Annotated in this window: 11 protein-coding genes; 5 read left to right on the top strand and 6 right to left on the bottom strand. The window is 55.0% G+C overall.

The genetic code is table 11. The features are described 5' to 3' along the window. The first annotated feature begins 58 nt into the window (after positions 1 to 58). On the top strand, positions 59 to 802 hold the full coding sequence (locus tag BLT38_RS05545) for a hypothetical protein (protein ID WP_172838157.1): 744 nt from the start codon (positions 59 to 61) through the stop codon (positions 800 to 802). Positions 803 to 882: 80 nt separating this feature from the next. On the opposite strand, the gene BLT38_RS05540 is transcribed toward BLT38_RS05545, so the two are convergent. Beyond that, positions 883 to 1860, bottom strand: coding sequence for a hypothetical protein (locus tag BLT38_RS05540; protein ID WP_083344289.1), 978 nt, complete (start codon positions 1858 to 1860; stop codon positions 883 to 885). A 237-nt stretch (positions 1861 to 2097) separates the two neighbouring features. On the opposite strand from BLT38_RS05540, the gene BLT38_RS05535 reads away from it, so the two are divergent. Beyond that, a complete protein-coding gene (locus tag BLT38_RS05535; protein ID WP_083344288.1) occupies positions 2098 to 3204 on the top strand; it encodes a hypothetical protein in 1107 nt (368 codons plus the stop codon). 351 nt (positions 3205 to 3555) lie between these two features. Here BLT38_RS05535 and BLT38_RS05530 read toward each other — a convergent pair whose 3' ends face one another. Next, positions 3556 to 4656 (bottom strand): hypothetical protein, encoded by a 1101-nt coding sequence (locus tag BLT38_RS05530; RefSeq protein ID WP_083344287.1) that lies wholly within the window; start codon positions 4654 to 4656, stop codon positions 3556 to 3558. A 128-nt stretch (positions 4657 to 4784) separates the two neighbouring features. On the opposite strand from BLT38_RS05530, the gene BLT38_RS05525 reads away from it, so the two are divergent. Continuing rightward, positions 4785 to 5327 (top strand): integrase core domain-containing protein, encoded by a 543-nt coding sequence (locus BLT38_RS05525; protein WP_083344286.1) that lies wholly within the window; start codon positions 4785 to 4787, stop codon positions 5325 to 5327. Between the two features lie 386 nt (positions 5328 to 5713). Here the strand turns inward: BLT38_RS05525 and BLT38_RS20755 are convergent, their stop codons facing one another. Both BLT38_RS20755 and BLT38_RS05510 read right to left on the bottom strand, forming a co-directional pair. After that, on the bottom strand, positions 5714 to 7420 hold the full coding sequence (locus BLT38_RS20755) for an SDR family oxidoreductase (protein WP_197674940.1): 1707 nt from the start codon (positions 7418 to 7420) through the stop codon (positions 5714 to 5716). Between the two features lie 69 nt (positions 7421 to 7489). Then, positions 7490 to 7903 (bottom strand): cupin domain-containing protein, encoded by a 414-nt coding sequence (locus BLT38_RS05510; RefSeq protein ID WP_083344285.1) that lies wholly within the window; start codon positions 7901 to 7903, stop codon positions 7490 to 7492. A gap of 75 nt (positions 7904 to 7978) precedes the next feature. Here BLT38_RS05510 and BLT38_RS05505 point away from each other — a divergent pair, with 75 nt between their 5' ends. Further along, positions 7979 to 8446, top strand: a complete 468-nt coding sequence (locus tag BLT38_RS05505) for a MarR family winged helix-turn-helix transcriptional regulator (RefSeq protein ID WP_083344284.1) — start codon at positions 7979 to 7981, stop codon at positions 8444 to 8446. 104 nt (positions 8447 to 8550) lie between these two features. Here BLT38_RS05505 and BLT38_RS05500 read toward each other — a convergent pair whose 3' ends face one another. Continuing rightward, positions 8551 to 9960: an amidase gene (locus BLT38_RS05500; RefSeq protein ID WP_083344283.1), complete on the bottom strand. Its 1410-nt coding sequence runs from the start codon at positions 9958 to 9960 to the stop codon at positions 8551 to 8553. Between the two features lie 108 nt (positions 9961 to 10068). On the opposite strand from BLT38_RS05500, the gene BLT38_RS05495 reads away from it, so the two are divergent. Next, entirely contained in the window at positions 10069 to 10632 is a 564-nt protein-coding gene (locus tag BLT38_RS05495) for a TetR/AcrR family transcriptional regulator (RefSeq protein ID WP_083344282.1), read from the top strand. Positions 10633 to 10684: 52 nt separating this feature from the next. Here BLT38_RS05495 and BLT38_RS05490 read toward each other — a convergent pair whose 3' ends face one another. Next, on the bottom strand, positions 10685 to 11587 hold the full coding sequence (locus tag BLT38_RS05490; protein WP_083344281.1) for a LysR substrate-binding domain-containing protein: 903 nt from the start codon (positions 11585 to 11587) through the stop codon (positions 10685 to 10687). Between the last annotated feature and the right edge of the window lie 78 nt (positions 11588 to 11665).

Here is an 11665-nt window from a genome sequence, read left to right as displayed (position 1 = left end):
TCCATATCCATATAGGGCATTCTGTGATTGAAGAAAGGATCTAAGTATGACTTGTCGATTGCTGTCCAGTATTGCTCTAGTGGTGCCTATTCTCTTGACTGCCAATGCGCAAGAGAAACGGCCCACAGAGAGTAGGGTTCAAACGACTTCCGGCTGGGAGCTTCAAGTTACCAATTCGACGGCAATCCCCTTAGAAGCCTATCGAGTTCGGATCGAATGTCCACCAGTTGCTTCGGGACACCCGCAGGTATTCGAAAAGAATCAAGATGCCCTTATGAACTTCAATCCTGATGTTGTTGTCGATCCAGGCAAAGCCCAATCGATCAAAATTCCCGACGCTGTATCGCAATGCGAGGGAGGCATCATCGGTGCGATTTTCGCGGACGGGAGCACCTTTGGAACCCCGGACGGGATTGCCTATCTCTATGCGATGCGACAGGGATTGCGCGACGGTCTCCTATTTGCGCAGCCGCTACTCGGACGCATTTCATCAGGACAGCTTGAGCCCCAGGATGCGGCCAAACTCCTTGACGAGAAGCGTGACCAGATTCAATCTGATCGCTCTTTGTCTGTCCCGCAGTGGATGGGGGAAGCGCACGCCCTGACCATCGTAGCCGTGTTGCTCAATGAACAGGTAGATCTTCGCGTTCCGTCGGATCGTACCCCGCAACACCAGCCGATTATCCAGGAGTACGCGGACAAAGCGAAGGTTACAACCAAACGCGCTCATTCAGTTGTAATCTCGCGCAAACTGGCGGAGTGGCTCACGGCCCTGTCAGAAAGCGCGCAGCCTTCCCAATAGGGCCAATTCGAGCTAAGACATCTACAAGCCTACTGCTGAAAGCCGCATCATTATCTAGGTCATCCTCAAAACTTGTGACCTCATTTCGGAGTAGTTTGGGGAGGCGTTTGACGTAAGAACTTGTAGATTTCGGCAGCAGCACGGGAGACACCGCCAAACGCACTTCGAGGGATCGACGTGGCTTCAAAGACTGGATTCTGGAGAAGAGAAGCCGAAAGTAAACGGACGAACTCCTGCAAATTGCATTCCCGGACATCGACCAGGTGACCTTGAGGACTGTGCCGTACAAAGTAGTCGTCGATCGGGTTGTATCTATGTGTCAAAGCAATCGAAGGGCGCCCCAGGAGCTGAATCTCGTTTGTCAGATTGTATGTTCCCTTGGTGATCACCAGATTGCTAGCAATGATTACGTCATCGAGATTGGAGACTTTGCTCATGACGTGAACATTCCTTCGTGGACCGGCCGACGCTGTCACTTTCTCAATATCTCTTGGCGACACCCACACCAGAGCCTTTTGGGGTTCAGGTAGACAGTCAAAGGCATCTAGGATGAGCTGAGCGATTGGCTCCCTATCCTCAGGGGGGCTTCCCGGGAGCACAAGAATTAGTGGGTCGGTAGCCTTTAGTCCCAAGTGACGACGAACAGCTTTCGAACCCCCAGTTGTCGGACGGACTTGACGGACGATAGGTCCAGTGTAGGTTACTCGTCCAACGACTTCCTGTGGCTCTATAAACAAGCCCTCCCGTTCCATAAAGAGGATCTTGTCAGCATAGGACAAATGATGACTGTAAGGATCCTCTTTGAGAGGAAACCAATGCGTCGAAAAAATCGCAGGAATACGAAAGATTCGCGCAGCAATGAGGGCGGCGGGTTCTTCTTGCGCAATCACGATTGATGGACGGAGTCTATCCAGTAATTGCGCTGTTCGGACAACGGTCTCCGAGAAGGGATTTCTTTCTGGCAGACCGAGATCAAAAGTCGATTCGCCTGCTTCGCGTAGTTCCTTGGCACCGGCTTCGTAAGATAGAAAGCATGACGTGATGCTCGGATCAATCATCCGAAGCTCTCTTAGAATCGCGAGGTCTCGTGTGGCGTGTCCCCTGCCTCGTCCACGTGAAGAAAATACGATATTCAAAGGTTATTCACTAATTGCACTTTGTAATAACGTGAGTATACGTCCGGAACCGCACCATTTGGTGATACTTTGAAGCGTCGAGGCCCGAGTTTTCTCATGCCCATGTCCAATCGACGACCGGTAGTTAGTGTCCTTCCACGCGGTGGACTGGGTAATCGCATGATCCAAGTCTTAGTCGCCAACAAGATTTCCCAGGACCATGGTCTCGAGTTGTCCGACATCGTGCTTGACGAATGGAATATTCGTATACCGTCACTGGATCACCGCGCCTCGCATGGACGACAAGATTCTTCTTTCCACGGTCGTCATCACATTGATCGGAAGCGGCTGCAAGCCATATGTGAGTCGGGCGAAGCTGATCGGTTGCTCTTCAAGGGATACGGGCAAAGGATGGAAAACCTTCCCTCCCTTGAGTTCAGTCGGAACCTATTTAGGAGACAGCCCGTCAATTCGGCCTGCTTTGGGGATGACTACCTAGTTTGCAACATTCGCGGAGCTGAAGTCCTACGGGCAGTTCACCCTCACTACGTTGTCCACCCCATCGCCTTTTATAAAGAGTTGTTAGCAAGTACGGGATTGAAACCTGTATTTCTGGGTCAGTTGGGCGACGATGATTATTCAATGAGTCTGCGACGGAGTTTTCCAAGCGCAGAATTTGTTCCCAGCGGAGGGGCATTGCAAGATTTCGAGAGCATTCGAAACTCAATCAATATCGTACCTGCGGTTAGTACCTTCTCGTGGCTTTCCTCATGGCTTTCCTATGCGACAAATATCTACTTCCCCGTCAACGGGTTGCTAAACCCGCGCCAATACCCACCGGTTGATCTGTTACCTCTTCGAGATCCCCGCTATCGGTTCTATTTGTTTCCGCTGAACTATTCTGTATTTGCCGAAGAGCTTCACATCGCTCACGGAGCGATAAATGGGATGTGGCAACATGTCCCGTCAGATGAACTATCCACTTCGTTGAACGAGGCCGTTCGGGTGGAGAGAGATCTGCAAGGTTATTTGGAGCAGTTTGATGAATGTTATTATCTCCAACAACATCGCGACGTGGCCGACGCAGTCAGACAAGGCCGCTGGCGAGATGGACGCGCCCACTATATAGATCGCGGTTTCAGAGAAAATCGGAGTTGCTTCGCTATGTCTCTCGCCTCCTATTCGCGACGATACCCGGAGGCCGCATGGGATGTTGCAAAGGGTAAGTACGTCGATCTGAGGCATCATTTTGTCTCAGTTGGTCGGACAACGGGCTTCATTTTATAAACCCTGTCTGCACCCAATTCGAACTGCGAACACTTCTTCGATCCTTCGTTGCTGCGTAGCCAACCAACAGGGCACCCAGAAGACCCAAATGATCTTTAGGTCGGATCTAGTGTCCCATCTCGATGAAGATGACGCAGGCCTACCAGCCGCCACATTGCCAGTTCATGTGTGAATTTCCTGATCTTTCCGTCCTCAGGCTCTCGTACCAAAAGGACGTTGGAAGGGCGGGGGTTCGCGGGATGAGAGTCCGGGAGAAACCGAAGAGGGTTCTCCCGGCGCCCCGCGCAGGCAAAGAAAAGGCCATCCCGGACATTTGCCGGGATGACCAATACGGAAAAATTCTGTCACACTCTATGCTGCCTGATCGGATGCGGACTTCCGGAGACGGGATGCTGTTAATTTCTTGCTTCCCTTCTCTTTCTTCTTCGAAGAACGCGCGGGCTCCTCTGGCACAGGGGCGAAGAGAGCAGCGGCTTTCTCCAACCAATCTGTCTGTTCGCCTAACGGAAACGAACGATGTTCGGAGAGAAGCAGCCGCAACAGGAACGCGGGAAGCTTTTCATCGACACACACGCTCAGCGCTTCGGTGAGAAGTTCGTCGTCGGTCTTGCCGTGATCTTCATCGTCCGACGTAAAGTATTCCGCAGCCTCCTCAAACAAGCCATACGGCGCATCGTGAAGGAGAATTTTAATCAAGAGACGTAACTGATCCGAATTGAAGACCAGCGGCGCGTGTTCGATGATTCGTTCCAACGTAACAAGGCGCGCTTGATAGGCTTCCTCGCGACGTTTTGCTTCTGCCTCATATTCTTTCTGTTCTCGTTCAAAGGCTTCTTCCCGTTCCACACGCCGCCGTTCCGCTTCTGCGTCGTACTCCCGCTTTTGCCGTTCGTTCTCTTCTTCCCTTGCCTGCCGTTCTTCTTCCGTCTCATCGTCCTCAGCAGGCGCGGCCACCGGCGCAGGATGTTCGGCCCGTTCTTTCCCGATACGGGCAGCGGTTGCGGGATCATGCGCCGGACAGTCGTTGTCGGTGCAGACCATGACCGTGTTCCCAATGCCACGCCCGTAGACGATGAGCGCGGTACGCGTCGTGCTGCAGGGCAAATCCGCATCCGGGTTATCCGGAAGATCGAGCATGCGATAGGCGTTCTTGTTCAATGCACCCGGCACCTGTTGCTGTGGAGGACGCCACGAGGTTTCGATCTGCACGAGACCGGGACGATCCACCAACACCACCGCGATGTGGGCCGTGACCTTCGACTGATAGCACGCGCTATCGAGGCATTGGTCGCCGGATACGTCCGCGAAGAGACTGGTGTTGTAGCCGCTGCGTTTCGGGCAAGTGAGACAGGCACCCGCTTCCACATTGAGGGTTATGTCTTCACGATCAAACGGGGCGTCGGCAAGATCGAGAAAGAGATTGTCGGCGATCCATGCGTCGAGATGCCGCACGGGTAAGAGATGCGCTTCGTTGTCCTGCCAGTCCTTACGCCAGCAGTTATGAAAGGCATCGGCCTGATGTTCTTCGGGTAGACGAGCAATCGCGTTGGCATGACTGGCGGTGATGCGTTCCTGAGCGCATCCGTACCGACAACGGCGCGCCGTTCTCCGGCACCGGTATCCTTGGCCTCTCCCGGCTCTCACTGGAGTGGCAACGACTCGGTATCGTTCATGAACGTATTCAGCCGGGTAAGCCGCAGCAAAACGGTCGACACGAACGCATGCACCGGACGCTGAAGCAGGACACCACAAGCCCTTCCGCCAAGACAATCCGTGCGCAACAGAAGCGATTTGATGAATTTCGACGCGTCTACAACTACGAGCGACCTCATGAAGCGCTTAATCACGAGACGCCGGGAAGCCTCTACGCTCCAAGCACGCGGCTTTTACCACGCTACACAAAGGCCTATGTCTATCCCGCTCATTTCCAGACGCGACGGGTGAACGATGCAGGCGATATCAGCTGGCATAAGAGCAGGGTCTTCATCAGCGAGGTCTTCCGGGGCGAAGACATCGGACTGGAAAAGGTTGAAGACCACTTCTACAAAATCTACTTCTGCAACCTGGAAGTGGGCGAGTTCGATGTCAACGACCTGCGGTTTCGACCAGGGCTTCGTCCGTGACCTCGGGGGGCGGGATGGAGGGTCAGAATCTGGCTCTGAATCCCGCTCCGATTTCAATGGCGCTGGATTACTTACCAAATGCCGACTTCACAGGACTAATCAGGCGTGCAACTTCTGCCGGAGTTCGGCAAAGGTCTCGCCATACATTTCCGGCGAACCATTTTTTCAGTGGGGGCTTTGGCTTTGTTCTGACTGACAGTCCGGGAACGCAAAGGCGCGGTTGCAGTCGCCGGAGAAGGGCGTTGAGAAAGATGCTGCCAGTGCTTTTGTGGCGAGAAACCGATGTATCATTCCCAGCCAAGGTCCGTAACTGCTTTGGTGGTGACGCGCGTAAATATCTACTAATGGCATGAAGGCTTCGAACCCCTCCCGATCCAGCTCATAAATCAGACTTGGGCAAATCCACCGTCCGCCTGGATGTCGGCACCGTTGATGAAGCTGGAGGCGGCGGACGCCAGAAAGGCCACCACTTCTCCCATCTCTTCTGGTTGTCCGGTACGCCCGAGCGGCACGGCACCTGCAATCTGGGTCCTGTAGGCCTGCTTAGACTCTTCATTGAGGAAGCTAGCTTGGATAGCGGGCGTCATGATCGGGCCGGGACTGAGAGCGTTTACACGAATGCGACGATCTTTCAATTCGTTCGCCCATGTCCGCGCAAAGCTGCGAATAGCCGCCTTCGTTGCGGAGTAGACCGTTCGCGCAGGCAAGCCTTTGATAGCCGTACTTGACGAGAGTAGAACTACAGAAGCGCCATCGACCAGCAGGGGCAGAGCCTCCTGCATCGTGAAGATGACACCTTTGAAATTGATCGATAGCTGGTAGTCGAGTGCTTCTTCGGTGATCGAACCCAGCATTTCTTTGGTCTGCACACCCGCATTGATCACCAGAATGTCGAGCTTTTGTTGCGAGTTCCGGACCACCTCAAATACATGCTTCAACTCCGCTGGTTTGGAAGCGTCAGCCTGAATAGTGATGACACTGCCCGGAATCTTGGACGCAGCTTCATCCAGCACTGATTGGCGCCTACCTGTGATGAATACCACAGCACCTCGTGCGGCAAGATGCTGTGCCGAAGCAAGACCGATCCCTTCACTACCGCCGGTGATGACCGCGACCTTCCCAGCCAACGTAGACTCCATGGATTCTCCCTTCAATGATGATGATGGGCAATTCTTGACGACGGTGCCTTTTAGGATCTCTTCGTTTGTCATGCGCTCTCCTTCATCTTCCGCTGGTTTCAGAACTCCGCGAGTTTCGCGCAAAATGGACCGGCGTGAACTCCTCGGGACCAGACGTTTCAAGATTGCCACGAACGGTGTACCGCTCTGATGGATGAACTGACCTGCGCCTTCACCAGGCAATCTTGGCTGCACGGTCTGGTACGCGTCGTAATCTCCGCCGTTCTGCGTGCGGTAAGGGATGGGGTCAGTCTCCATGATCGAAAGCAGCCTGGAAACGTAATGGGTGCAGAAGGAGCGAACGGCTTCCTCGTTCGCCTTGCGTACCTCATAGAAAGTCGTTGGCGGAACGACCGTCATGCCGGGATAGAACAGAACACCGTGTTGAATCGGCCACAAGATATCATCGATCTGGCCACCAATCCCTCTCGGGCCATAGTGGGCTACACGTCCGCCAACAGTTACGCAAACCATCGCCCGCTTGCCTTGCAGGATGCCTTCGCCGTACCGCTCCCCATAGCTGGCTTTGCCATGTACTCCTCGTCCATACGCAAACCCCTTGGCATACACGCGCTCTACCCAGCCCTTCAAAATCGCGGGCATGCCGTACCACCACAAGGGAAACTGCAAGACAACCGCCTCTGCCCATAAGAGCTTCGCCTGCTCGGCAGCTACATCGGCGGATTGAGTCCCGTCGTTATAAGCCACTCCCGATGCGGCCTCGTAGTTCAAGGGCTTGTCTCTATCCCTTTGCGGGAAATCGTCCTCGTCTGCAACGGCTTTCCACTTCATGGCGTACAGGTCCGAGACCTGGACCTCGTGTCCCGCTTCCTGAAGTTTGAGTACCGCCTCGTTCTTGAGCGTGCTATTGAGCGATGCGGCGCTCGGGTGAGCGAATACGATGAATACCTTCATTTGTTGCGATGTCTCCGGTTCCGACTTAGGGCGAATCTTTGATCTAGCAATTAGCGGTCAGTGTGCGTTCTACTTTGCGTCTACCAGCGCGCCCTTTGGCGGATTGACAATCACGGGGGTGTCTTTCTCTCCGAAGAAGACTGCAAGAAATCGCATCTGGCCTTGACCGCTGTTCACGCCACGGTGCCACTTCGCGCGTGCCTGCAAGAACCCTTGGCCGGCCTTGAAGGTGACGTGAGTTCCATCCACAAACTCAACCGTGAGCTCGCCTTCGAGAATGTACACATAGCCGGGCACGGGATGTGTCATCCAGTCGGTCTTCCCGCCGGCAGGCAATGTCAGGATCATGGACGAGACCTCTGGATTGGGGGTTGAGAGATATCGAACAGGCTCTCCGGCATCAGTGGCTACATCTTTGGACACCATCGTGATGGAGGTCTGGACCGGATTATGGTCCTGCTGCGGCGGCTGGATAGCTGACATGGATTTCCTCTCTTTTCACCTTGTGATGTATATGCATCATGATGGGATTCTCTTTTTAGCGCATTCGACGATGAAATGTACAATTGGGATGTGTATACATCATTGCCGCGGGGCGAAACGCAGTGCGCCTGCACAACTGTTAAGAAACTGTCTCGCGTTCTTGGTCGTGTCTACGACAGGGGCGTCGCTCCGGCTGGCCTGAATATCACGCAGCAGGCTGTCCTGCGCTGTATTGCCCGTCGCACCGGTGAGCCGCTGGTTCGCGTCGCTGAGGAACTAGAGATGGATCGCACGTCTCTTTACAGGGCGTTGAATCCGATGATTCGCGACGGTTGGATTACGTCGGTAGACGGCAAAGGAAGCCGCTTCCGCACAGCGAAACTTACTCGGGCGGGCCGCCGAGTGCTTGACGATGCGAATGCAAGGTGGACTGAGTTGCAGGGCGACGTCATCTCACGGTTTGGAAAGGACTCCTATGAAAGGCTCCTTGGAGAGCTTCACCGGTTGGCAGAGTGCGCCGAGGCGGAAACACAGATCGCTTGACACCGCATGCGGCTTGTTCTGATGGCCGCTGCCTTCTCACCAAAGTTCCAGATGCACGCAAGACTGGAGGCAAGCTCCTGCGTGCATCCCGAGGTTCCGAGTCCTTACAGCACCGGACGCAGTTCGCGGACAGGGCTTATCTTTTCTAGCTGAGAGGCGACATGAAGGATGGTCGACTCGGCTTGCCATCCGCCGACGATCTGCACACCGATCGGCATTCCCTGACTGCTCGTCCCAAAGCGCAGGGCTACGCCCGGCAGACCGGTGACGTTGAGATGTGAGGTCACGTTCATGATGCCCATGACGCTCGTAGCTGTGCCGTTGATCGAAAGCTCGCTTTGACCGTGCTTGAACGACGGTGTGGGCAGGACGGGAGTGAGCAAGACATCGTACTTCGAGAAGTAGTCTGCGTAACCGTCCTTCAGACGTTCGGCACCCTGCACCGCATCGATGTAATCGGCGGCGGGGGTGTCTGGCAGGGAGAGCATGAACCGGGCCATAGTCCCGATCTCACTTTCATCGTGGCCCGCAGTGATCTGCTGCACTCCTGGCTTCATCTCTAGCACGTGCAGGCGGCTGAACACGTCGAATCCAAAATCCCGTTCCAAAGCCGGGATGCGGACCGACTCGACGCTATGTCCGAAGGCCTTGAGCGCTTCCGCAGCAGCTTCCACGGTCGATGCCGTCTCACGGTCGATAGGGCCATAGCCTGGCTCCACGAGCCAGCCCACTCGAAGGGCACGCTTCCTGTCGCCCCCGATGCCGGCATCAAAGGGAACTGCGCTACTTGAGAATCCGTCAAGCCCATCAGGACCGGACAGCTGCGAAAAGGCGAGTTGAAGATCGCGAACGCTCCTCGCCATAGGCCCGACATGCCAGAATCGCCGCGGCTCTCGCGGCCAGATCCCGGTCATCGGCACGCGGCCATGCGTCGCCTTGAGAGAAACGATACCCGTATGAGCTGCGGGCCCACGCACGGAAATCGCAAGGTCCGTGCCCAAGCCAAGAGGAGACATCCCCGCAGCGATCGCAGCCGATTCACCGCCGCTTGAGCCGCCAGGAGTCATCTCCAGATTCCATGGGTTGTTCGTTCGGCCGCTAAGAAGATTGTCGCTCTCGATGCCGTATGAGAACTCAGGGAGATTCGTCTTCGCCAGAAGAATCGCACCTGCAGCTTTGAGTCTCTTTACCGCCGTAGCATCCGTATCCGGCGTTCTTCCCTTGAAGATCGGCGAACCGCGTTGTGTGAGCACCTGTGCCGTATCGATCGAGTCCTTGGCCGTAAAAGGCACACCATGCAGAGGTCCGAGTGTCTCTCCGCGCTGGACGGCTGCTTCCGCTTCTTTCGCGTTCCTGAGTGCGTCGTCCGCAAGGGTGACGATGGCGTTCACCTTGGGGTCGACGGCTGCGATACGGTCAAGGTGAGCCTGGACTACCTCTACCGGGGATAGCTCGCGGGTGCGGATTAGTTCGGCCAACTTCGTCGCGTCGGCATAAATCAGTTCTGTGCTCATTCTCTTCCCTCCTACCTGCCACATGACAGGTGACTAGCATTGAGATTCAACCTGCCACATGGTAGATTCAAAATCGATGAGAATTTCTTTGGCAGCTGTGGAGGTCATATGAGTCTGAACGCGCGAGAAGAGATCCTGGCCACCGCTAAGCTTGTCGCTCAAGCTCACGGATACGCGGGGTTGAACTTCCGTGATTTGGCCGAACAGGTGGGCATAAAGGCCGCAAGCATCTACTACTACTTTCCCAGTAAGGCGGACCTGGCTGCAGCGGTGGCGAAGCGGTACTGGGAGGATTCAGCGGCTTATCTCGACGGATTACTGCGGGACTCCGCCAGCCCGCTGGACGCGTTGCGTCAATACCCGAAGACGTTTCGTTGGGCACTGGAAAACGATAACCGTATTTGCCTCTGCAGCTTCATGTCTGCTCAATTCGATGACGTCCCGGAAGCGGTGCGAGTGGAAGTTCAAACCTTCGCCGACGTGAACATCGAATGGCTGAAGAAGACGATCATTGCCGCCAAGGTAGCTACGCCGCGACAAGCTGATAAGAGGGCCCGTGCGATCTACTCAGGAATCGTGGGAGCTCAACTCGTCGCGAGAAGTAGAAATGACATCGCCTTATATGACGGTCTCATCGAATCGTATCGTTCCACCGGACTACTGCCAGCGTAAATCGTCGCCGAGTTCAGACGAGCCCGAAATTAGGAAAAAGGGCGATACGCTATCAAACCGCCTTACGGAATTCTTCCTTCGCTATTTTTTGGAGATGCAACGCTGAAGGATTACGCACAGCCGATTCCGTCCAGAGATCGATCGAAGATGTTTCTCTTGAGCGAAGGGGACGGAACACCGCGCCAGGAATATTGAGACGAGCCACGTTTGCGGGAGCGATCGATACTCCCATACCGGCGGCGACCAGACTGACAATTGTGACCCACTGGGGAGCTTCCAACACGATGTTCGGCGTAAATCCATCCATGGTACAGACCGCCAAGGTACGCTCAAATGCCAGCCGAGCTATGCGCGGAGTGAACAGCACGAAGGCTTCGTTGCGCAGAGCGCTCGGAGAAATCCGAGTGCGCTCCACTGCCAGATTGTGAGACTGCGGAAGCACAGCCACAAACGGTTCTTTCGAGAGTGCCGTCATCCTCAGACCGGGAATACGCGCACCATCTCGAATGAATCCCACGTCGAGGGCGCCATCCAGCAAGAGCGGCTGCTGTTCATGCGCATACATTTCCCGCAGTTGAACTTCGACATTGGGATATGTCCTGCGGAAGTGATCAAGGACGAACGGCAGCCGACCGTACATTGCGGAACCACTGAACGCAATCGAAAGTGTTCCTTCCGCGCCTTCTCCGATACGTCTGGCGGTGCGTATGGCATCGTCGAAGTTGCCGCGTAGACTGGTTATCCTCGCAGCCAGAAACTCACCAGCAGGCGTGAGTGCGACGCCGCGCGTGGTGCGACTGAAGAGTGCGTGTCCAAGAGCGCGTTCGATCTTCTTGATCTGAAGGCTCAGGTTCGGCTGCGCGATGCGAAGGGTGCTTGCGGCACGCCCAAAATGCAGTGTCTCTGCAACCGCGAGGAAGTATCGCATCTGCCTGAAATCGAGATCTTCACTCATATACCGAAGAATATCAACTATAGCCCGTTTAGATATTGGACGTTATGGCTGTGTTGTTCCTACTCTGAATGAGTGACT

The sequence above is a fragment of the Terriglobus roseus genome, assembly GCF_900102185.1.
Taxonomy (GTDB): domain Bacteria; phylum Acidobacteriota; class Terriglobia; order Terriglobales; family Acidobacteriaceae; genus Terriglobus; species Terriglobus roseus_A.
This window is presented reverse-complemented; position numbering and strand designations above follow the sequence as displayed.

Bases quoted from the DNA above. Each gene is read 5' to 3' on its own strand.
- BLT38_RS05505 (WP_083344284.1), top strand. From the start codon at position 7,979: ATGTACAATTGGGATGTGTATACATCATTGCCGCGGGGCGAAACGCAG.
- BLT38_RS05540 (WP_083344289.1), bottom strand. From the start codon at position 1,860: ATGATTGATCCGAGCATCACGTCATGCTTTCTATCTTACGAAGCCGGT.
- BLT38_RS05490 (WP_083344281.1), bottom strand. From the start codon at position 11,587: ATGAGTGAAGATCTCGATTTCAGGCAGATGCGATACTTCCTCGCGGTT.
- BLT38_RS20755 (WP_197674940.1), bottom strand. From the start codon at position 7,420: ATGAAGGTATTCATCGTATTCGCTCACCCGAGCGCCGCATCGCTCAAT.
- BLT38_RS05500 (WP_083344283.1), bottom strand. From the start codon at position 9,960: ATGAGCACAGAACTGATTTATGCCGACGCGACGAAGTTGGCCGAACTA.
- BLT38_RS05495 (WP_083344282.1), top strand. From the start codon at position 10,069: ATGAGTCTGAACGCGCGAGAAGAGATCCTGGCCACCGCTAAGCTTGTC.
- BLT38_RS05510 (WP_083344285.1), bottom strand. From the start codon at position 7,903: ATGTCAGCTATCCAGCCGCCGCAGCAGGACCATAATCCGGTCCAGACC.
- BLT38_RS05535 (WP_083344288.1), top strand. From the start codon at position 2,098: ATGATCCAAGTCTTAGTCGCCAACAAGATTTCCCAGGACCATGGTCTC.